Origin of the sequence: Streptococcus sp. E17BB, from assembly GCF_041807725.1 — a bacterium.
GTDB lineage: Bacteria > Bacillota > Bacilli > Lactobacillales > Streptococcaceae > Streptococcus > Streptococcus entericus.
Genome location: NZ_JBGTZC010000008.1, coordinates 1 through 19,852, shown reverse-complemented (window position 1 = coordinate 19,852; position 19,852 = coordinate 1). Strand labels below are relative to the sequence as shown.

At 41.8% G+C, this 19,852-nt stretch carries 21 protein-coding genes and 4 pseudogenes; 4 read left to right on the top strand and 21 right to left on the bottom strand.

Going from position 1 to position 19,852, the window contains the following annotated elements:
• Positions 1–99 precede the first annotated feature (99 nt).
• The 10 genes from ACERC7_RS02965 to ACERC7_RS02920 form a co-directional block, all read right to left on the bottom strand.
• Entirely contained in the window at positions 100–1,161 is a 1,062-nt protein-coding gene (locus tag ACERC7_RS02965) for a BMP family protein (protein WP_373658455.1), read from the bottom strand.
• A gap of 81 nt (positions 1,162–1,242) precedes the next feature.
• The gene (locus tag ACERC7_RS02960; RefSeq protein WP_373666090.1) at positions 1,243–1,632 is read right to left on the bottom strand and encodes a cytidine deaminase; all 390 of its coding nucleotides are present in this window, start codon (positions 1,630–1,632) and stop codon (positions 1,243–1,245) included.
• Positions 1,619–2,281 carry a deoxyribose-phosphate aldolase gene (deoC, locus tag ACERC7_RS02955; protein WP_373666089.1) on the bottom strand — a complete coding sequence of 221 codons (663 nt, stop codon included), beginning with the start codon at positions 2,279–2,281 and terminating at the stop codon, positions 1,619–1,621. The genes ACERC7_RS02960 and deoC overlap by 14 nt, the downstream gene beginning before the upstream one ends.
• A 13-nt stretch (positions 2,282–2,294) precedes the next feature.
• The gene (locus ACERC7_RS02950) at positions 2,295–3,572 is read right to left on the bottom strand and encodes a pyrimidine-nucleoside phosphorylase (RefSeq protein WP_373666088.1); all 1,278 of its coding nucleotides are present in this window, start codon (positions 3,570–3,572) and stop codon (positions 2,295–2,297) included.
• Entirely contained in the window at positions 3,559–4,158 is a 600-nt protein-coding gene (locus ACERC7_RS02945) for a class I SAM-dependent methyltransferase (protein ID WP_373658478.1), read from the bottom strand. The genes ACERC7_RS02950 and ACERC7_RS02945 overlap by 14 nt, the downstream gene beginning before the upstream one ends.
• 420 nt (positions 4,159–4,578) lie before the next feature.
• On the bottom strand, positions 4,579–4,998 hold the full coding sequence (locus ACERC7_RS02940; protein ID WP_373666087.1) for a VOC family protein: 420 nt from the start codon (positions 4,996–4,998) through the stop codon (positions 4,579–4,581).
• A gap of 47 nt (positions 4,999–5,045) precedes the next feature.
• Entirely contained in the window at positions 5,046–5,795 is a 750-nt protein-coding gene (locus tag ACERC7_RS02935; protein WP_373659857.1) for a class A sortase, read from the bottom strand.
• Positions 5,779–8,244, bottom strand: a complete 2,466-nt coding sequence (gene gyrA, locus ACERC7_RS02930; protein WP_373666086.1) for a DNA gyrase subunit A — start codon at positions 8,242–8,244, stop codon at positions 5,779–5,781. The genes ACERC7_RS02935 and gyrA overlap by 17 nt, the downstream gene beginning before the upstream one ends.
• A gap of 103 nt (positions 8,245–8,347) precedes the next feature.
• Entirely contained in the window at positions 8,348–8,686 is a 339-nt protein-coding gene (locus tag ACERC7_RS02925) for a hypothetical protein (RefSeq protein ID WP_373658462.1), read from the bottom strand.
• Positions 8,670–8,822 (bottom strand): hypothetical protein, encoded by a 153-nt coding sequence (locus ACERC7_RS02920; protein WP_373658463.1) that lies wholly within the window; start codon positions 8,820–8,822, stop codon positions 8,670–8,672. The genes ACERC7_RS02925 and ACERC7_RS02920 overlap by 17 nt, the downstream gene beginning before the upstream one ends.
• A gap of 29 nt (positions 8,823–8,851) precedes the next feature.
• On the opposite strand from ACERC7_RS02920, the gene ACERC7_RS02915 reads away from it, so the two are divergent.
• The 3 genes and pseudogenes from ACERC7_RS02915 (at position 8,852) to ACERC7_RS02905 (ending at position 9,756) form a co-directional block, all read left to right on the top strand.
• Positions 8,852–9,070 carry a hypothetical protein gene (locus ACERC7_RS02915; RefSeq protein WP_373659860.1) on the top strand — a complete coding sequence of 73 codons (219 nt, stop codon included), beginning with the start codon at positions 8,852–8,854 and terminating at the stop codon, positions 9,068–9,070.
• A gap of 102 nt (positions 9,071–9,172) precedes the next feature.
• A pseudogene (locus ACERC7_RS02910) lies at positions 9,173–9,476 on the top strand (hypothetical protein).
• Positions 9,463–9,756, top strand: a complete 294-nt coding sequence (locus ACERC7_RS02905; protein ID WP_373659861.1) for a DUF5960 family protein — start codon at positions 9,463–9,465, stop codon at positions 9,754–9,756. The pseudogene ACERC7_RS02910 and the gene ACERC7_RS02905 overlap by 14 nt, the downstream one beginning before the upstream one ends.
• A gap of 200 nt (positions 9,757–9,956) precedes the next feature.
• Here ACERC7_RS02905 and ACERC7_RS02900 read toward each other — a convergent pair whose 3' ends face one another.
• A complete protein-coding gene (locus ACERC7_RS02900) occupies positions 9,957–11,066 on the bottom strand; it encodes a carboxylesterase family protein (protein ID WP_373666085.1) in 1,110 nt (369 codons plus the stop codon).
• A 75-nt stretch (positions 11,067–11,141) separates the two neighbouring features.
• On the opposite strand from ACERC7_RS02900, the gene ACERC7_RS02895 reads away from it, so the two are divergent.
• On the top strand, positions 11,142–11,606 hold the full coding sequence (locus ACERC7_RS02895; protein WP_373666084.1) for a MerR family transcriptional regulator: 465 nt from the start codon (positions 11,142–11,144) through the stop codon (positions 11,604–11,606).
• A gap of 243 nt (positions 11,607–11,849) precedes the next feature.
• On the opposite strand, the gene ACERC7_RS02890 is transcribed toward ACERC7_RS02895, so the two are convergent.
• The 10 genes and pseudogenes from ACERC7_RS02890 to ACERC7_RS02845 all read right to left on the bottom strand — a co-directional run.
• Positions 11,850–12,734: an aldose 1-epimerase family protein gene (locus tag ACERC7_RS02890; RefSeq protein WP_373666116.1), complete on the bottom strand. Its 885-nt coding sequence runs from the start codon at positions 12,732–12,734 to the stop codon at positions 11,850–11,852.
• Between the two features lie 63 nt (positions 12,735–12,797).
• Positions 12,798–14,204, bottom strand: coding sequence for a 6-phospho-beta-galactosidase (lacG, locus tag ACERC7_RS02885; RefSeq protein WP_373658470.1), 1,407 nt, complete (start codon positions 14,202–14,204; stop codon positions 12,798–12,800).
• Positions 14,205–14,280: 76 nt separating this feature from the next.
• Positions 14,281–15,981, bottom strand: coding sequence for a lactose-specific PTS transporter subunit EIIC (locus tag ACERC7_RS02880; protein ID WP_373658471.1), 1,701 nt, complete (start codon positions 15,979–15,981; stop codon positions 14,281–14,283).
• A complete protein-coding gene (locus ACERC7_RS02875) occupies positions 15,981–16,298 on the bottom strand; it encodes a PTS lactose/cellobiose transporter subunit IIA (protein WP_373658473.1) in 318 nt (105 codons plus the stop codon). Before ACERC7_RS02875 ends, ACERC7_RS02880 begins: the two co-directional genes overlap by 1 nt.
• A gap of 61 nt (positions 16,299–16,359) precedes the next feature.
• A complete protein-coding gene (gene lacB / locus ACERC7_RS02870) occupies positions 16,360–16,875 on the bottom strand; it encodes a galactose-6-phosphate isomerase subunit LacB (protein WP_373658474.1) in 516 nt (171 codons plus the stop codon).
• 23 nt (positions 16,876–16,898) lie between these two features.
• The gene (gene lacA, locus ACERC7_RS02865) at positions 16,899–17,327 is read right to left on the bottom strand and encodes a galactose-6-phosphate isomerase subunit LacA (protein ID WP_373659866.1); all 429 of its coding nucleotides are present in this window, start codon (positions 17,325–17,327) and stop codon (positions 16,899–16,901) included.
• 182 nt (positions 17,328–17,509) lie between these two features.
• The gene (locus tag ACERC7_RS02860; protein WP_373659868.1) at positions 17,510–18,265 is read right to left on the bottom strand and encodes a DeoR/GlpR family DNA-binding transcription regulator; all 756 of its coding nucleotides are present in this window, start codon (positions 18,263–18,265) and stop codon (positions 17,510–17,512) included.
• Between the two features lie 48 nt (positions 18,266–18,313).
• Positions 18,314–18,682, bottom strand: a pseudogene (locus ACERC7_RS02855) (helical hairpin domain-containing protein); the annotation flags it as partial.
• 46 nt (positions 18,683–18,728) lie between these two features.
• Positions 18,729–18,896 (bottom strand): annotated as a pseudogene (locus tag ACERC7_RS02850) (IS3 family transposase); the annotation flags it as partial.
• Positions 18,874–19,726 (bottom strand): annotated as a pseudogene (locus tag ACERC7_RS02845) (transposase); the annotation flags it as partial. The pseudogenes ACERC7_RS02850 and ACERC7_RS02845, both read right to left, overlap by 23 nt.
• Between the last annotated feature and the right edge of the window lie 126 nt (positions 19,727–19,852).

Sequence of the window (19,852 nt, the reverse complement as noted above, 5' to 3'; positions counted from 1 at the left end):
TCAGTAAAACCTATCAAAACGATGATAGGTTTTGCTGAAGCATAAGGCTTCAGTTTTGGAAAAAGCGACCGACTCTAGTCAGGTCGCCTTTCTCTTATATTATTTTTCAGGAACAGTAACTTTACCTGAGATAATCGCTTCTTTTGCTTCTTCTACAGCTTTTTTCGCGTCATCATCTAGGCTAGTTGTTGCCAATTCTACACCAGCATCTTTCAAACCGTAAACAGTAACAACACCACCTGGGAATTTACCGTCTTGTGTTTGAGTTGCAATCAATTGAACAGCTTTACCAACTTCTTTGATGGTTGATGCTAAAACAAAGTTAGATTCTTTACCATCTTTAGATGTGTATTTACCTTCCTCTGCTTGGTCACGGTCAACACCGATAACCCAAACTTTTTCAGCTTCATTTTTTGTTTCGTTGATTGCTTTCGCTTCAGAGAAGACACCTGCACCAGTACCACCAGCAGCTTGGAAAATCACATCAGCACCTGCAGCGTATTGAGCTGCAGCGATGGTTTTACCTTTAGCTGAATCGCTAAATGAACCAGCATATTGAACGTCAACTTTGATTGATGGGTCAACTGAGGCAACACCTGCTAAGAAACCTTTTTCAAAGCGAGTGATAACGACACCTTCCATACCACCGACAAAACCGATTTTCTTAGTTTTAGTTGCTTTTGCAGCAGCAACACCTGCTAAATAAGAAGCTTCGTGGTCAGCAAAGGTTACGCTAGCAACGTTATCCAAACCTTCAATAACATTATCAACAATGATAAAGTTTGTGTCGGTATTGTTTTTAGCTGTTGTTTCAACAGCTTCTGTCAATAGGAAGCCGATACCTGCAACAAGATTGTAGCCGTTTGATACCGCTGTATCAAAGTTAGTCACATATTCTGATTCATTGTTAGAGCTGAAATAGTGGTAACCATTTCCTTTAGACAAACCATTTTCAGCACCCCAAGCTTGCAAACCTTCCCAAGCTGATTGGTTAAATGATTTATCATCTATACCACCAGTATCTGTAACGATAGCAACCTTCAAATCAGTCTTAGCTTCAGTACCTGATGCAGCTTCTTTAGAAGCACCACGGTTGCCACAAGCAGCCAAACCAAGAACAGCAACTGCTGTCAAACCAACACCGATATATTTCTTGTTCATTTGAATGAACCCTCCTAATTTTTTTGGCAACAAAATGTTGCAAGTTAAATGGCTTTGCCTCAAAGAGGCGGTTTTCACAAACTAGGTCAAGTCTGTGAAAGAGTATGGAAGTAATTCCCTGACCGTCATCTCGACCGTCTGACCGTCTTTAGCGATCAATGTAATTTTTGCATCCTGTGGAAAAAATTCTGCCATGACTTGGCGACAAGCGCCACAAGGCGATACAGGTTGATCTGTCTGACCATAAACGGCTAGTTCAATCAGGCCGCGATGCCCATCGGAAACGGCTTTGAAAATAGCTGTTCTCTCACCACAATTAGTCAGACCAAAACTGGCATTTTCAATATTGCACCCTGTGTAAACCTGTCCATCTGCGGTTTTCACGGCTGCACCAATGGGAAAATGTGAATAAGGAACGTAGGCGTTTTGGCTGGCTTCAATGGCTAATTCAATCAGATTAGTAGCCACCATTGACCTCCTGTCCTTGGACAATGGCTACGCCAGACGACGTTCCAATACGGGTTGCCCCAGCTTTGATAAAGGCTTCGGCATCTGCTAAACTACGAGCACCGCCCGCTGCCTTAACTCCTACATCTGGACCAACAGTCTGACGCATCAAAGCGACATCTTCCAAGGTCGCACCGCCAGTTGAAAAACCGGTTGACGTCTTAACGAAATCCGCCCCAGCACGAACACTCGCCTCACAAGCGGCGACTTTTTCTTCGTCTGTCAGCAGGCAGGCTTCGATGATGACTTTAACGATTTTGTCACCACTCGCCTCAACAACAGCTCGAATATCGTCTTCAACTAACTGCCAGTTGCCGTCTTTGGCAGAACCGATATTGATAACCATGTCAATCTCGTCTGCGCCATTCTCGATAGCGTTCGTTGTTTCAAATGCTTTGACAGCACTGGTTGTCGCTCCCAGAGGAAATCCGACAACGGTACACACTTTTACAGTTGTTTCATTCAGCTTTTCCGAACAATAACTCACCCAAGTCGGATTGACACAGACGCTAGCAAACTGATGTTGAATAGCCTCTGCAATCAGTTGGTCGATTTGGTCTTTGCGACTGTCTGCTTTAAGCAGGGTATGGTCGATGTAAGTATTGATTGTCATTTAATCTCCTCCTTTATCTGATAATGGTGATGATTTCTTTAGGGACAATTTTCTCTTCACCTATTGTAACATTTTTTTGGAAATTTGTAAGCCCTTTTGAATCAATTTTTTCATTGGAATAGATTTTGGCGATAACTTCCCCTTCTTTAACCGAGTCACCCACCTTTTTATCGAACACTATGCCTGTTTCAAAGTCCAATGAATCGGTTTTTACAGCGCGTCCTGCACCTAGCCGCATAGCATATAGGCCAAATTCTAAAGCTGGAAGAGCAGTAATGTAACCTGTTTTTTCAGCATAAACCTCTGTAACATAGGCTGCTGTGCTCGGACGGAACAGGTCATCAAGGTCTCCGCCTTGAGCAAGAACCATCTGCTTGAATTTGTCCAAAGCTCTGCCATTGACCAAATGCTCTCTAATCTCATCAAGAGACTTGGTAACGCCTGCTAAATCAAGCATGAGCTGAGCCAGTTCGCAGATAAAATGTGTGATGTCCTCGCGCCCCTGTCCCTGCATGATGTCAAGAGCTTCCAATACCTCTAAGCGGTTGCCAATAGCGCGTCCAAGTGGCTGACTCATGTCTGTGATGACCGCAATCGTCTGGCGGTTAACAGCTTTTCCGAGGTCAACCATGGTACGAGAGAGCTGTTTGGCATCCTCAATGGTCTTCATGAAAGCCCCGTCTCCAACAGTCACATCAAGCAGAATAGCATCTGAGCCCGCAGCAATTTTTTTACTCATGACCGAGCTTGCGATTAAAGGAATAATATCCACAGTCGCTGTCACATCGCGCAGGGCATAGAGGAGCTTGTCTGCTCGCACCAACTGATCAGATTGACCGATGACTGCGATATTGATGTCCTGAACCTGCTTGATAAATTCTTCCTCGCTACGCTCAATCTGAAATCCTTTGATAGATTCCAGCTTGTCCAGAGTACCACCTGTATGCCCTAGACCTCGACCGCTCATTTTTGCCACAGGTACTTCAAAACTAGCAACGAGGGGAGCTAGGATCAAGGTCACCTTATCTCCGACACCACCTGTTGAGTGCTTATCAGTCTTTATCCCTGGGATGGCTGAGAGGTCAATCTGCTGACCAGTGCCTACCATGGCCATGGTCAAGTCACTGGTTTCCCTCGTGGTCATGCCTCTAAAATAGATTGCCATAGCCAAAGCTGACATCTGATAATCTGGCACATCACCTTTGGCATAGCCATCAATTAACCAATAAATTTCTTCTGTTGACAGCTCCTTGCCGTCTCGTTTTTTCTGGATTAAGTCAACTGTTCTCATAGTAACTCCTTAGAATATAGTAGCCCTTATCCTTTTTCAAAATCTCACAATTCTCAAAAACCTCTGCCATCTTCGTTTTGGCACTCGGTGCGCCTTGTTTCTTTTGAATCACAATAGTCAAATGCCCACCTGTTTTCAGATAAGTTGGCGCCTGCTCGATAATGGCATGAACAACCTGTTTTCCTGCTCGAATGGGTGGGTTGCTGATAATGGCATCAAACTGTCCCTCCACCTGAGCGTAGAGATCTGACTGGTAAATCGTCGCAATCACACCGTTTCTCTCAGCATTTTTCTGGGCAAGCCCAATCGCTCTGCTATTGACATCAATCATAGTAGGCACCACACCTTGTGTTTTTGCCAGAGCAATGCCAAGAGGTCCATAGCCACAGCCAACATCAAGCAAGGTCTGACCTGAAGTCACATCATCTAAGCAACTCAGCAATACCTGACTACCGTAGTCAATCATTTTTTTCGAGAAAACCCCTGCATCAGTATAAAATTGAAACGTTTCACCTAGCAAGGTCACGCTTAAATCATGAATGTCATGAGCAGCATCTGGATTTTCCGCATAATACATCTGTGTTATCGTTATCACCTACTTTCATCCCAGAAAGTAATTATAACATTTTTTGAAAATGTTTTCAACACCTATCTGATACTAGTAAATAAAAACCATATCCCCTCAGATAAACGTATAAGAGTGTTGTCACCACATTTGCTACTAGAACTAAATATAAGAGATCTTCTAATGGTTCACTATTCGTTATATATTTAACCTTGCAAACATTCTAAAATAGAAAAATCCTGCAGTATTTTTCTATTTTAGAATGTTCTATTGACGCAATCTATTCCAATTCTCGTTCACCGCTTAACCTCATGTCATTAAAAACACCCTAGAGCTTAGATTTGTTATCTGATGCTCTAAGGTGCTATTTAAAAGAATCACCGGTTGTAAATTAGAAGTATGGATTTGAACTAATTATTAAATTGATAAAACTTAGTTGTTCTACTCATGCAACTCTAGTGGCAAGCCATCTGGATCAAAAAAGAAGGTCATGGCTTTCCCTGTGTAGTCATCATAACGAATGGGTTCACAAGCAATCCCTAGCTTGGTTAATTCTGCTACTGTTGTTTTAACGTCTGGAACATAAAAGGCTAGGTGTCTAAGACCGCAGGCCTCTCGGTCGTACTCTGGTCTGCCTATCCGCTTGGGCGGTGCAACGTAGGCAGCATCGCTCAGCTTATTGCCAAAAATCTCTAGCTCAATAGTCCCGCAACGTAAATCTAATTTATAATCATGGCGTTCTGGACGATAGTTCTCACGAATCACTTCAAAACCCAGCTTGTTAACATAAAAATCACGGGATCGATCATAGTCTGAGACGATAATCGCCACATGATGAATGGCTGATAAGTCAAGTGTCATCTCTTTCTCCTTACTAAGAACCCCTCGCATTTGCGAGGGGGATTGTCTTAAAAAATACGCTGGTTGTACTTCATTTCAAAGGCTTTAAGGACTTCCGTTGGTGCTTTTGCAAATTCTACAGACTCTTGGAAAGTGCCGTGGACGATAATCCGATTCGTCGCATCAAAGTCTGTACAAGTCACCAAGGTCACCTCCGTTTGACCAGGACGGTCATCAATGACCTCAACGTGTTCAGGTGATACGACCTTGACCTCAGAAATGACATAGGTATAGATTTTCTCCTTGTCAGTCAAGTAGATTTTCATACCGTTTTGAGCATTGTCCAGCGGTGAAAAGAGCATTTTAGAAGCTCCTTCAATACCGAAGATATGGTGGCTAGCGAGTGCATAGTTACGCTCTCCCATCACCTGATCAGGCTTCATGGTGCCTGCACCATAAGCAATCTCGGTATTCCCAACCCCTTTAAAAATCGGTAGATTAATTTCCAACTCAGGAATAGCAATGCCTCCGATAACAGGTAAGTTTTGAGCATTCATCTGGGCTGCTAGAACAGCTTCCGTACTGAGCGACTGTACAGCAGCAAAGTCAAAGCTAGCTTCCGCTTCTTTGTTGGCCTCAATTTCTTCCTTAGTGACTTGTGTCACCTGATATTTATTACTATTTTGCCCTATGATAAAATTGCGGATAGACTTGTTAAAAATCAAAGCCAAACCAACAATAACTAGAAGAAACAAGAATAGATTGTAGAGGAAACGTCCTAGTCTTTTTGAATGTTTGGTTTTACGAGTTTTCGTCATGTTCTGCCTCATTTTCTTCATTTATTTCCTCAGGCTTGACCAAAGCAAAGGTGACAATTTTTGCTTCCTCATCTAGTCTCATAACCTTAACCCCTTGGGTTGAGCGACCGGTTTGAGAAATATCTGCCACGCGTGTTCGGATAATAACCCCTGTATCAGTGATAATCATGATGTCCTCATCTCCTGATACGGTTACTAAACCTGCCAAGACCCCGTTTTTGCTGGTGATGTTAGCAGTTTTAATACCTTTACCTCCACGGTTCTTGGTTGGGTATTCGGTCGCTGAGGTCCGTTTACCAAAGCCTTTTTCGGTGATAATCAAGACTTCCTGATCATCATTGATTTGGGCTGCGCCGACGACACGGTCACCTTCTCTTAAAGTTACACCTTTAACCCCGGTCGCGACACGGCTCATGCTTCGGATAGTTTCTTCGTTGAAACGAACAGAATAACCCGTCTGAGTCCCGATAATGATGTCGTCTTGACCCGATGTCAACAGGACGTTAATCAACTCATCTTCGTCCCTCAGATTGAGTGCTCTTAGTCCATTTTGACGGATGTTGCCAAATTCAGATAGGCTAGTCCGCTTAATCACTCCTTGACGGGTCGTGAAGAAGAGGTGCTTATCCTTGAAGTCATCAGTTTTGACATTGATAATGGTCTGAATCGTTTCCCCCTCATCTAACTTGAGCAGGTTGACGACAGGAAGACCCTTGGCAGTCCGACCGTATTCTGGAATTTCATAGCCCTTCAGACGATATACCCTTCCTTTATTCGTAAAGAAGAGCATGGCGTCGTGGGTGCTGGTAGACACTAGCTCACGAACAAAGTCATCATCGTTGACACCAGTTCCTTGCACCCCACGACCACCTCGTTTCTGAGCACGAAATTCATCTTGCGCCAAGCGTTTGATGTAACCCTTGTTGGACAGAGTAATCAAGACATCTTCTTCTTCGATTAAATCTTCATCTTCAATAGACAATACTTCACCGACCATAAGTTCCGTGCGGCGGGCATCGTCATACTTGCGCTTAATCTCATCCATCTCATCCTTAATGATGGTCACTACCCGCTCTGGTTTAGCCAGAATATCAGCCAAATCAGCAATCAAGGCAATTAACTCATCATATTCGGACTGAATCTTGTCACGTTCCAAGCCCGTCAAACGACGCAGACGCATATCCAAGATAGCTTGACTCTGACGCTCTGACAGGTCAAACTTAGCCATCAATTCTGCCTGAGCTTGGGCATCTGTCTCACTATTTCGGATAATCCGAATGACTTCATCAATGTGATCAAGGGCAATCAAAAGACCGGCTAAGATATGCGCCTTACTTTCTGCCTTGTCTTTATCAAATTGGGTGCGACGAACAATGACTTCCTTCTGGTGAGCGATGTAATTATCCAAAATCGCCCTCAGGGAGAGGATTTTTGGAATGCCATTTTCAATGGCCAGCATGTTAAAACTAAAATTAGTTTGAAGCTGCGTCAGCTTGAAGAGGTTGTTGAGGATAACACTAGCTGAGGCATCACGCTTAACCTCAATCACCATCCGTACCCCTTCACGACTGGACTCATCCCGAACAGCGGTGATGCCTTCTATTCGCTTCTCCTGAGCAAGCTTAACAATATGCTCAAGGACCTTACTTTTGTTGACCATGTAAGGGAATTCTGTCGCCACGATGCGTTCTCGACCAGACTTGGTGGTTTCGATTTCAGTTCGTGACCTCAGAACAATCGACCCTTTACCTGTGTCGTAAGCGCGGTGAATGCCTGATTTCCCCATAACCAGAGCCCCTGTAGGGAAGTCTGGTCCAGGCAAAACCTCCATCAATTCACGCGTCGTCACCTCTGGCTTGTCCATCACCAACTTGACTGCCTCAATGGTTTCACCGAGGTTATGAGGGGGGATATTGGTTGCCATACCAACGGCAATCCCTGTCGCTCCATTCACCAAGAGGTTAGGGAAGCGAGCAGGAAGCACCAAGGGCTCTTTCTCATTGCCATCGTAGTTGTCGGTAAAATCAACGGTGTTTTTGTTGATGTCACGGAGCATTTCAAGGGCAATCTTACTCATGCGAGCTTCGGTGTAACGCTGAGCAGCAGCCCCATCACCATCCATGGAGCCAAAGTTGCCGTGACCGTCAACCAGCATGTGGCGGTAGCTCCACCACTGAGCCATTCGCACCATGGCCTCATAGATAGAACTGTCCCCATGAGGGTGGTATTTACCCATGACATCACCCGTGATACGGGCGGATTTTTTGTGAGGCTTATCAGGCGTCACACCAAGTTCATTCATGCCATAGAGGATACGGCGATGAACAGGTTTAAGCCCATCTCGAACATCCGGAAGAGCCCGAGCCACGATGACACTCATGGCGTAGTCAATAAAACTCGTTTTCATTTCGCTGGTTAAATTGACCGTAATTAGGTTTTTATCTTGCATAACCATTCTCTTTCTTTGAGGTTAATCAATTACCATTATACCACAAATTAAGGAATTTAGCAGATTTATCGGCGATTAAACTTCTCAGTTAATTATTTTAAAGTCATTGATGGTTTTTAAGTGATTGATGACAGAACATCAGGGCTAAAAATATGGTTATAAGATTGGTTATAACTGCGTAGTTTATGCCATTGCTTGGAATGAGCAACTCTACATCAAGAAAGTTCATCTCAAAAAAGATATCATAAACATAAATAAGTGCAACAGATTCTAATAAAGCCCGAGAAGATAATTTTTTTCTTCTACTGAATTTTGTAATTCCTTCTATACTTTTTACAAAGTCAATAATAGCTTGAGTTGAAACTGTTGTTTTAGAATTCAAATCAGACAAGATGCAATTGTTATGGGCTGCAGCATTCCTTAAATTACGAACCAGATTCAAAACTTCCTTTGGAATATGAGAGATTATCTTTATTTATTTGATCCATTACCTTGTTTCCATATTTTTCTAGCATTTCTTCCAAAAATCTTGCTAATTCATCTATGTCTCTTATTTCAATAGTTGCATTTAACATCATTACGTCATCCTTCTTCCCAAAAATTTTGAATGGATCATCGAAAAAGACACAAAAAAAAGAGACACAAACATAACCTAACCGGAAAAGATCTCATTCAAGATGAAGCTGGAAATTTTTATGTTGTCGTTAAACGCGGTAAAGGAGGTAAACGGCAGGAACAATTAATCTTACCAAAAGATGTACCTACAGTTTTAGATACATTTAAAAATATTGACAATGAAGACCCCGTCTTTTCAGGTAGGAAATGAAAAATTTAATCAATTTTCATGGAATGCGTGCGCATCACGCAAGAGACTGTTGACCGTTCATACTTACCATTTCAGTCAGCAAGAGAGCACCAGGATACTAAGATGCAAAAATGGATGGGATTTTTCCTATCTGAGCATACATCAGCACTCTTTGATGACACAAACAAAATAACGTACATGTCAGATTTGTCACTGGAGAAGAAATTATTACTCCTCAGTCAAGTATACGCTGGGCAGCTACACACGCGCATTCATCTGATTGATAAAAACTTCCTACACTGGAACAATACCAAGTCTGAATAAGGATTTCATTTTGATAAAAACTACAACAGCCCACATCAATTTGAAATTGAAAGATATTTTGAGTATTGAACTTGTTGAGGAGGTGCTTTATGAATCAGCTTGAGTTTCAGCGTAATCACCTGCAAATGGACTATTATAGCGAGAGCTACCAAGATTTTGAACGTGACTTCTACCGTTACTCCAACATGAATATTCCATTGACCTTCCTGATCGATGATATCCTCAAAACAATGGCGACTTCACGTAAGAATTACTTTGTCCTAAATAAGGAGAAGGCAAGAGATAACCGTGATCACTTCTTCATTTTTGAGGTAAGAACCTTAGAAGAGAATCCACTAATCTACCAATATTCGTATAAGAAAACTACAACATATTTAACTTGATTAATTTCCAACATAAGCGGTATACCGACTAGGTCAACCTGACCTGTTCGGGCAAACTGTCCCCAAACTCTGCGAAGTCGTTGACCATCAACTTGAGTTTCAGATCAGCTTTTTCCCAAAAGAAAGGGCGAATCCGGAAAAGCAGAGAAATTAAAAAGTAGTGGCAATTCTAAATCGTGACCCGCAGCAACAAGGTGGCTCTAATCTTGCCAAAAAAAGCTGTAATGGTAAGTTTTCCCACCAGCCTCAGCATAGGCTTGGGCAAAGTCCAGGGCAGGTTGGTTAAAAATCTTCCGACTGAGCTTCTTGACCACTAGCTCAATGGCCTTGCGGCCCAGGCGTTTGTCGCTCAATCCCAAAATCTTAGGCTGGGTCGGCAAAAAGCTGGCCACTTCTCTGGTGTTACTGCCGATAAAGAGGGTCACCTCCTTGGCACGCGCCTCTAAACGATCAGGAATCTCAGCCAAACTAGGCAAAGGATAGACCCCATAGTGCGGGCCAAACTTCATAAAACGAGCCAGCCCCCTGACCTTGGTCGTCTCCTCAATCTCCACCTGCTTAGTCAACAGTTCAGACAGGGGAGCATCTAGCGGGAGTTCCAGCAACTTGTCCAGCATCTCTTGGGACATGGCAGAGCGGTCAGCTTGTGCAGCCCCGATTGGGTCACTCTGTATTATCGCTCTCTGAATAAGACCTTCTGTCCCATCTGCAAGCAGGATGGCTCGTACTGATTCTGCTCCAGCCGATTGGCCAAAGAGTGTCATTTGAGCAGGATTACCACCAAATTGAGCAATTTGTGCCTTAATCCACTTAATTGCTTCAATTTGGTCTAGCAAGCCAAGATTGGCCAAGTGACCAGCTTGGTCTCGCAAATATCCCAACCCCCCCAAACGGTAGCTGATATTAACCACGATGACCCGCTCTTGGGAAACCAATAAATCTGGAGTGTACTCACTACTCTCCCCACTCCCATTCGTAAATGCTCCTCCATGAATCCAAATCATGACAGGCAACTGGTCAGCCTCTGTCGTTCCGACCGGTCGGTAAATGGATAGGATTTGCGGGTGCTCAGTCTGCTCCTGACTGCTGTAATTTTGCTTGAAGTAGTATTCCTTGAAATAGATGTTTGGCTGGGCTGCAATTGGTGCCAGCTTGGTCGCATCAATCACGCCACCTTCATAAGAAAAGGGCTGAGGAATACCATAGTGCTGGGCATGGGCATATCGAAGCCCTGCAAACCGCTCAGTTACCCCGTCGCTACTACCGTGCACACGACCAAAAGTTGTCTCTTGAAATACACTTGCTCTCATTGTCTATAACCTCTTGTTTTTTTATCCAACTTAGTATAAACTATGAACCATAGTTTAATGTCAAGAGGTAAGATTATGACAATTAAAGAATTAGCAAAAGCAACAGGACTACCTATCTCCACCATCCGATATTACGAGCGAAGAGGACTTCTGCCTGAGCCTGAGCGTTTACCCAATAACTACCGTAATTACCCAGACCAAAGCGTCAAAACACTCCATCTCATTTTGTACTTTTCAGGCTTGGGCTTAACTCTTGAACAAATCAGGACAATATTGAGAAAAATAACTGAGAAGACCCTAACAAAAACACTGATTCTAGAGTTAATCAATGACCAAAAATCTCACATTGAGAATCAGCTTAAACAACTCATATCCTTAAAACGTAGACTTAACGCTCTTGAATCACACGAACAACTTATTGATGAATTCGTATCCTTTGATTGGTTTGAACACAATTCATCTCATAAGCCTGTTAACAGTTGGATTGAACAGGTTAACAGTGGACAACTACATCCCGATATCGCTAGCTTATTAATCTAAAATGACTGAAAAATTAAATTTCTAATTAGTACAATTGCTATAACAAACAAAAGTATAAATTGTTTTATGTGGATTCACTAGCCTGGTCACCTGTTCTAGTGCCAAAGACTTTTTTTGAATTGTCCTATTTGGACAATCGAAGTTACTGTATGACTTTCAGAGTGCTCCTGGCTATGCTTAATAATAAAAACCTCCACGAACAATATGGAGGCTCGCTAATAAAAATTAAAACGATTCTTACCTTTATAAGATCGTGATGTCAAACTCTTTACGACTCATTTGATCAGGTTCAATCATTTCAACTTGACGTTTTTGATGGAAGTCATCACTTTCCTCAAGAGACGTCGAGAGACCACTCCAGGGTTCCAGGGCAATAAATGGACCTTTATTGGTTGTTGACCAAATGATAAGATTTGAAAAGTCAGCAAAATCCACTCTCAGACCCTTATGACTTGTTCTAGATTTGAGGCTGACACTACGAGAAATCAGTTGATCTAGCGTAATCGCATCATGACTAAATAAATCGTAATCTAAATCTAAAATCTTTTGTCCATTCAAAAATGGTGTTCGGTCGTTTACATCCAACAAACCAGTTTCTGGGAAGCTCCGTGGAACGGTACAGGTTTCATCAGTCTCGAACTCCAGATAATAATCTTCGTAAGCTTCACCATCAAGTAGAGGACAATTGAAACCAGGATGACCACCGATAAAATAAGGCAATTCCTTCTCTGTTTCATGGTTGATTACCTGATAAGTTGTCCTAAGCGTTTTTCCAATTAAGGTATAAGTAATCTTCAATTCAAACCGATAAGGGTATTGTGCCAACATCTCATCAGTTGCTTGAATACCAAATGTTACCTGATTCTCACTATGGTCTACTAATTCAAATTCACACTTACGAACAAGACCATGACGTGGCATAAAACCAACTTCATTATCGTCGTAAATAGCTTTGTCATTTCGCAAGCTGCCACAAATAGGAAAAAGAACTGGTGCTTGCCCACTCCAATAAGTGGCATCTCCCTGCCAAAGGTATTCGATACCGTCTTTATCTTTGATTGACGAAAGAGCTCCGCCAAAAGTTGAAAATTCAACCGTTAGCTCATCATTTTTTAATTGAATAACCATCATCTATCCTCCACACAGAAGAGGGAGAGGCGTTAAGTGCGACCCTCCCATCAAAAATATCTCTTATAAAATTGTTAATGTCTCAGCTACTTCTTTGTACCAATAAGCCGATTTCTTAGGGTATCTTTCTTGAGTTTCAAAATCAACATAGAACAAACCATAACGTTTTTCGTAGCCGTTTGACCATGAGAAAACATCCATCAGAGACCAGATAAAGTAGCCTTTGACATTTGCACCGTCAGCAATCGCATCAGAAATCACTTCTAGGTGTTTTTTGACATAGTCAATCCGACCATCATCATAAACAGTACCATCGACAAATTCATCTTTATAACCCAAACCGTTTTCTGTAATATAGATTTTTTTATAGTTTGGATAATCTGTTTTGACACGCATGATTTGATCATACAACCCTTGTGGGTAAATAATCCAATCCCAGTCAGTTTTTGGAATATTGCCAGGTGCCTCACGACGTCCTATCCCCTTAATTTGGTATTTAGAACTGCCTTTTTCTCCCTTGCCATTATGAATGATTTCCGTCTCACCATCGAAAGCCCGCATCCAATCACTCATATAATAGTTAATTCCCAAGAAATCATTAAGAGCTTTGGCTGCTTCTAAGGCTGCAAAATCGTCATCACGGAGATCTAATTCCCCGCCATTTGTTGCTAAAATGTGACGAACACCAGTCATAGTTGCTTCAGAATAATGACCCAAATAGGTGGCATCAAGGATAAATTTATTATGGATAATATCCTCTAATTCCGCTGCACGAACGTCTTCTGGGTTTTCAGGATCATATGGGTATTTGGTCGGCAAAGCATGAACCACACCAATTTCACCAGTATAACCCTTATCTTTATAGAGTTTAACCGCACGCGCATGAGAAACCATCATGTTATGGTGAGATTGGAACACTTTAGCTAAATCGTACTGGATTCCAGGAGGGAATTTTCCAACCAAGTATTGCCCATCACCAATTGGACCAATTTCATTGAAGGTTGTCCAGTAATTAACTTCTGTGAATTCTTCAAAGCAAAAGGCTGCATAATTCACAAAGTGGTCAATATTGTCACGGTTCAAGAAGTCACCATTTGAATGTAGTGCTTCCGGGGTATCAAAATGGTGCAACGTGACAAATGGCTCCACCCCACGTTTATGGCATTCCTCAAAAAGATTGTGATAGTATGCAACACCTTTGGGATTGACCTCTCCAAATCCAGTTGGAAAAATGCGTGACCAAGCAATTGAAATCCGAATGCCATTAACACCAAATTCCTCTGCTAACTTCAAATCAACTGGATAACGGTTATAAAAATCACTAGCTGGCTCTGCAGTGTACCAGTAATTTTCTTCCAGGTATTTATCCCAAGCAACCGACCCCTTACCATCTGTTTTTGTTGCCCCTTCTGCTTGGTAAGCAGCTGTTGCGCCACCGAAAATAAAGTCTTTTGGCAATGTTTTTGTCATCATATTCCTCTTCTAAAACTAGTTCTTCTAAGCCAAAGAGAAGGCTTAGTTCCCCCAACCTTCCATGTTTTCTTATTTAATTTTCAAATTGTTGCTTAACAAATTCAAGTGAACCTTGACCATCACGGGTCAAACCAATGTATTGAGCCCCTTCAGTCTTAGCCAATTTAATGCCAAGTTTATCTGTTTCCACCTTCATATCTTCATAGTTAGAAGCGACTTGAGGGGCTAGAATAACCAATTGATACTGTGGCAAAATTTCACGGTGAGCACCATAGCTTCCAGCAGCAGCAGTTACTGGAGCACCATATTCTTTAGCCGCTTTATTCAAGGCATTAGCCAGGAGACCACTGGTGCCACCACCTGCACAAAGGACGAGAACATTAGTCTGCTCAGTGATTTCTGTTTCTGATGCTTTTTCTGTCACACCAGCTTTTTCAAGAATGGCATCCGCTTTAGCTGTATTAAAGTTCGCCGCAACTTTTTCTTTCAAGATATCATTGCTGGTACCAGCCGCTTCCTCAGCCAAAATTTGGTCATCATACACTTTCAAGAATGGGTAATAGATGGCAACGTCAACAACAATAAGCAAAGCTGCAAGTACAAATGATAGGGCTGCAAATTGCGTTCCCATGATAATGCCCAGCGGTCCTGGAGTTGTCCAAGGAAGGTTCACAGAGAAACTGTTCATGCCCAAGGTATCAACGAAGAATTTGAAAATCCAGACGTTAACAATTGGAGTCAAGATAAACGGTACAAAGAAAATTGGGTTAAGAACAAGCGGTGCACCAAACAAAATTGGTTCGTTAACACCGAAGAAAGTCGGAACAACTGAGGCACGTCCAATGGCCTGATTGCGTTTTGATTTTGTCAACCACATGAACATGAATGGGACTACCAAGGTTGCACCAGTACCACCCATGGTCACGATGAACATTTGTGTTCCTGAAGTCAACACTTTATCGGCATGTTGACCTGCTTGGAGTAACTGCAAGTTCGTTTCAATGTTAGCGTAAGTAATAGCTGCAATCGCTGGCTCAACAATTGATGGACCATGGATACCAACAAACCAGAAGAGGGCATAAGCACCAAAGATAATGGTAATACCAAGGTAACCATCCGCTGCTGTAAAGAGCGGTGCAAGAAGTGTACCGATAGCTTCAGCAACACTGGTTCCAATGGTATTGCGAGCAAGCAAATCTAAACCATAGAGCGCAAAGATTGAGAACGAGAATGGGAACAAATCTTTGAATACCTGTGAAATATTCGGTGGAACTTCGGCAGGCATGCGAATGGTGACATTGTTTTTAACACAGACTTTATAAATGTTAACGGTGATAAAAGCCGCCAGGAAGGCAGAAAGCAACCCCTTCGTACCCAAAAAGCCATTAGCAAAACCACCCTCGATAGAATCAGAAGCTAGCAACAAAAAGCCTGTAATTGATGCCAACATGGTAGACATGTAGTTAATCTGATTGGTGCTTTCCAAATCACGGTTAACCGAATCTGTTAATGATTTCGCTGTTGTTCCAGCAACCAGCAAGGCAACAACACCCATCGTATAGCCATAAGGTTTCATCAGCATGCTGACAACATCATCACTCCAAGTAAAACCGAAAATGTTTGGCACAAATGCAATCAACAGGAAGATACTAGAGAAAAGAATAACTGGCATGCTGGCGATAAAGCCATCACGAATAGCACGGAGATAAATGTTCCGTGAAATTTTCTCAAACAATGGCTTTTGTTTTTCTAACGCATTAATCAAAGCATTCATTAGCGATTACTCCTTCTGTAAAGTTCAATCATATGTTTCATCATATCTTTCAACAACAGGGTTGTCATCAAGTGGTCTTGACCGTGCATCAAGGTCACACTAAAGGCCAGATCATCACCCAGGGCTTCTTTTTGAAGCAAACTTGTCTGAGCTTTATGGGCATTGGTGATACACTCCCCAGCTGCCTCAACAAGTGATTCAGCTTTGTCATAATCACCCGCTTGTGCAGCCGATAAGGCTTCCAGGAGACGTGAGCGTGCATCGCCTGCATAAGCAACGATTTCAAACCCTAACAGGGTAATTTCTTCTCTATTCATCAGAGAATTCCTCCTAAAGATAGTGTTTTTTATAAAAGACTAAACGATTGGTAACCATGTTCTAATCGTGATACTCTCCACGATTCCATTTTTCTAAAAATTCATTAAAGAACTCTGGTTTAGCTTGTTCAGCATTTTGCGTTTCAATTTGACTGATTTTTTCAATCAACAGTTTATTTTCCGGAGTTTTTTTGTATTCAGCAGCAATGAATGCATCAATAATATCACACATCAAAAGCTCCCCTGTTACTTTGCCTCCAAAACCAATAACATTGGCATTTAATTCCTCCTTGGCATATACTGCAGAAGACATGTCTCGGACAAGTGCTGAACGGACACCCGGAACCTTGTTCACGGCATTGTTGATGCCGACACCAGTTCCGCAGATACAAACGCCCAAGTCTGCTTGACCACTGACAACAGCCTCACCAACCTTTTTTCCATAAATCGGATAGTGTGTTCTCACATGGTCATAAGTCCCGCAGTCAATGACATCATGACCTTGGTTTTTTAGGTAATCAACAACAGCCATTTTCTCGTCTGTCACAATGTGGTCACAACCAACAGCAATTCTCATAATTAGTATCCCCTTCTTCTATTTTAACCCATTTTATTCAGCATATCTACACGAATTTGGTGTCTACCACCATCATAGGAACCAAAGACAAATCCTTTAACAATATTTTTAGCAAGAGTTGTACCAACAATCTCCGACCCAATTGTAATCATCCGAGAATTGTTGTGACCTCTCGTCATATAGGCAGACCGCTCATCTGATACCTCTGCTGCTACCATACCTTTTACCTTGGTAGCGACCATGAAACTACCTGCTCCATAAGCATCAATCGCAATACCCAAGTTTTCATCGTCCTTTTGAACCTCTTTGGCAACAGCAAGAGTCGTATCGACAAAATCTCTTACCTCGCCTTGACTAACATCAATAACCTCTAATTGATTTTCTTTAAGATAGTCAACGATAATATCTTTTAGTTTTAGTCCAGCTTGATCTGCACCAATGATAATTGCCATAATGTACTCCTTATAGTTAATATATAAAAAAGCGTTTCCAACCTTTTTACAACTATGATTATATACCCAAGGTAACATTTTGTCAACACTTTTTGTTCAAAAAATGTTATTTTTTTATTTTTTTGATTTTTTTAATAAAAAAACAAACAATTTATGTGGTTTTTGTTGGTTTTTTTGTTATACTAAGAAATCACTTCTGTAAAATCTTGAATTTTTTGCAGTTGTTCTGGTCTCATGCAATCTGTAATGACAGCCGTTAATTCTCCCAAATGACAAAACGTTGTAAAATCTTCTTTTCCTATCTTGGTTGTATCAATTAGTAAATATTTTTCCAAAGAATTTCTTAAAGCCATTTGTTGTGTAAAAGCTTCTGCAAAGGAAGAAGTCATGACCTCTCCTTCTTTTACACCATTGCCACTAAAAAACATTTTACTGAATTTCATCTTTTCTAAGATAGTATTTGTAATTTCACCCACAAACGATTCCGTTACTTGTCGCATTTCGCCACCTAAGAGATAAACTTTAAAGGTTTCCGTCTTTTTCTCATAAAGGTGCTTGAAAACAGGGTAGCAATTGGTCACAACAGACAAGGCAGTATTCTGAATCTCCGTTGCTAGCAATTCGACAGTTGTGCCCGGACCCAGAAAGATGGTGTCGCCATCCTCGATCAAAGCCGCTGCTTTCTTTGCTATTTCAGACTTTTCTGCAATGTTTTTATCGTGTTTTTCCTGATGAGAACTCTCTTTCACGGCAAAAGCATTATTGCTACGAGCACCGCCATGTATTTTTGTCAATACTCCCTGCTCTTCTAACTCAGACAAATCACGTCGAGCCGTCATATCTGTAATGTTGAATCGTTCAACTAACTCAGCTATCCTAACCGTTCCCTTTTCTTGCACAAGTTGCGCTATTTCTTCGTGTCTTCTATATTTTTTCATTTTCAACTTCCTCAAATTTGTTACTTTCATTATATCACTTTTCCAACATTATTTGTTTGTGTTATTGTCAAAAAATATTAAATCCATCATTTTTTGTTGATTTGGAAATAAATTCTCTTTCCCAGCAATTTGATTAACAAATTTCTCTACACGTCTCACTTCATATTCATAATCATCTATTAATTTACCCAGTTCTTCTTGACATTGTTTTACCTCATGATCTACCTGTTCAAGTGCAATATCTGCGGTCAGATTCATCTTGGCATAATCATACCAGGCTAGTCTGCGATTTTCTGGATCTGCGTTATCAAGATTGAGTAGCACTTCCGCAACCTTGTTAAGGTAAGCAAGTTTATCCTGATAATCCGTAATCATCAACTCCAGTTGAGCAAGGTCTTGGAGCATCCCGTCCTTGATTTGAAAAGGCACCCCTTTTCTGTACAATTTTTATAAAGTGTTTTTGTTAAGCGATAACTCGCTTAACCATAGGTGTTTGGTAATCGAGACTACCGTGAATGCGATGATGGTTCCACCAGTGGACATAGTCCTTGGTTTTAAGGGTTAGTTCTTCTAGTGACTGGAAGGTCTCCTGGTTGATAAACTCCAGTTTGAAAGAGCGGTAGGTGCTCTTTCAATTCTGGAGAATAGCTGAGCAACTTAGCGACGATCTCCTGATTAGTCAAGTGCGTACGAAAAGTTGGGCGATAGAAGCGTTTATCGCTGAGCTTTCGACTATCCTGCTGAATCAGTTTCCAGTAGCGCTTGAGCGCCCTATACTCGTGGGATTTTCGGTCAAACTGGTTTATGATTTGGACACGCAGGCGATTCATGGCTCTGCTCATGTGTTGGAGTAAAATAGTCCAGTGGACTATTTTAGCCTCGAGCTAAGAAATTTGAAAGCGAGAGGTAGAAGCGATCAAGGACGATTTTGGCATTCGGAAATAGTTTCTTAGCGATGTCGTAGCAAGGGCTAAACATGTCCATAGTGATGACCTTGACTCGGCTTCTGACCGCCCTAGAATAGCGTAGAAAGTGGTTGCGAATGGTAGCTTTGGTTCGACCATCTAGGATTGCCACAATTTTAAGCGAGTCAAAATCCTGAGCAATGAAGCTCATTTTTNAGGATTGCCACAATTTTAAGCGAGTCAAAATCCTGAGCAATGAAGCTCATTTTTCCTTTCTTGAAACTGTTGCTCGCTTTCTCGTTTCAAGGCTCGCACCTCAAACAGTCTCTCCCCAGACTGTTTGAGTCCCAGGACATGTTCTCAGGGAGCCAGGTCAGATCAGTCTTGAACTGGCCTTCCTTTAGCTTTCGGAAGACGGTTGAGGTCGATACGGCTAAACTTTCAGCGATGGCTGTCATAGCGACTTTCTCAATCAGCTTCTGGACAATTTTCTGATTCAGGATAACAGTAAGAGGTGGTTTTTCTTGACCAGTGATGTCTCCGCGACCGCCATTTTTCGGCTCTATAATTTCTGTAGTGGGTAAATCCACCATGGAGATTATAGAGCCTTTTGAGTGTAGAAAAAAAGTTCCATATGACCTACAATGAAAAGTGCTTAAACAACTCATTAGAAAGACACATA

What these genes read in the sequence shown, in the direction of transcription:
- gyrA (WP_373666086.1), bottom strand. Translation starts at nt 8,244, where the DNA reads ATGCAAGATAAAAACCTAATTACGGTCAATTTAACCAGCGAAATGAAA.
- ACERC7_RS02950 (WP_373666088.1), bottom strand. Translation starts at nt 3,572, where the DNA reads ATGAGAACAGTTGACTTAATCCAGAAAAAACGAGACGGCAAGGAGCTG.
- ACERC7_RS02895 (WP_373666084.1), top strand. Translation starts at nt 11,142, where the DNA reads ATGACAATTAAAGAATTAGCAAAAGCAACAGGACTACCTATCTCCACC.
- lacA (WP_373659866.1), bottom strand. Translation starts at nt 17,327, where the DNA reads ATGGCAATTATCATTGGTGCAGATCAAGCTGGACTAAAACTAAAAGAT.
- ACERC7_RS02920 (WP_373658463.1), bottom strand. Translation starts at nt 8,822, where the DNA reads ATGATGTTAAATGCAACTATTGAAATAAGAGACATAGATGAATTAGCA.
- ACERC7_RS02860 (WP_373659868.1), bottom strand. Translation starts at nt 18,265, where the DNA reads ATGAAAAAATATAGAAGACACGAAGAAATAGCGCAACTTGTGCAAGAA.
- ACERC7_RS02940 (WP_373666087.1), bottom strand. Translation starts at nt 4,998, where the DNA reads ATGACACTTGACTTATCAGCCATTCATCATGTGGCGATTATCGTCTCA.
- ACERC7_RS02900 (WP_373666085.1), bottom strand. Translation starts at nt 11,066, where the DNA reads ATGAGAGCAAGTGTATTTCAAGAGACAACTTTTGGTCGTGTGCACGGT.
- ACERC7_RS02915 (WP_373659860.1), top strand. Translation starts at nt 8,852, where the DNA reads ATGGATCATCGAAAAAGACACAAAAAAAAGAGACACAAACATAACCTA.
- deoC (WP_373666089.1), bottom strand. Translation starts at nt 2,281, where the DNA reads ATGACAATCAATACTTACATCGACCATACCCTGCTTAAAGCAGACAGT.
- lacG (WP_373658470.1), bottom strand. Translation starts at nt 14,204, where the DNA reads ATGACAAAAACATTGCCAAAAGACTTTATTTTCGGTGGCGCAACAGCT.
- ACERC7_RS02960 (WP_373666090.1), bottom strand. Translation starts at nt 1,632, where the DNA reads ATGGTGGCTACTAATCTGATTGAATTAGCCATTGAAGCCAGCCAAAAC.
- ACERC7_RS02935 (WP_373659857.1), bottom strand. Translation starts at nt 5,795, where the DNA reads ATGACGAAAACTCGTAAAACCAAACATTCAAAAAGACTAGGACGTTTC.
- ACERC7_RS02875 (WP_373658473.1), bottom strand. Translation starts at nt 16,298, where the DNA reads ATGAATAGAGAAGAAATTACCCTGTTAGGGTTTGAAATCGTTGCTTAT.
- ACERC7_RS02890 (WP_373666116.1), bottom strand. Translation starts at nt 12,734, where the DNA reads ATGGTTATTCAATTAAAAAATGATGAGCTAACGGTTGAATTTTCAACT.
- ACERC7_RS02965 (WP_373658455.1), bottom strand. Translation starts at nt 1,161, where the DNA reads ATGAACAAGAAATATATCGGTGTTGGTTTGACAGCAGTTGCTGTTCTT.
- ACERC7_RS02880 (WP_373658471.1), bottom strand. Translation starts at nt 15,981, where the DNA reads ATGAATGCTTTGATTAATGCGTTAGAAAAACAAAAGCCATTGTTTGAG.
- ACERC7_RS02905 (WP_373659861.1), top strand. Translation starts at nt 9,463, where the DNA reads ATGAATCAGCTTGAGTTTCAGCGTAATCACCTGCAAATGGACTATTAT.
- lacB (WP_373658474.1), bottom strand. Translation starts at nt 16,875, where the DNA reads ATGAGAATTGCTGTTGGTTGTGACCACATTGTGACAGACGAGAAAATG.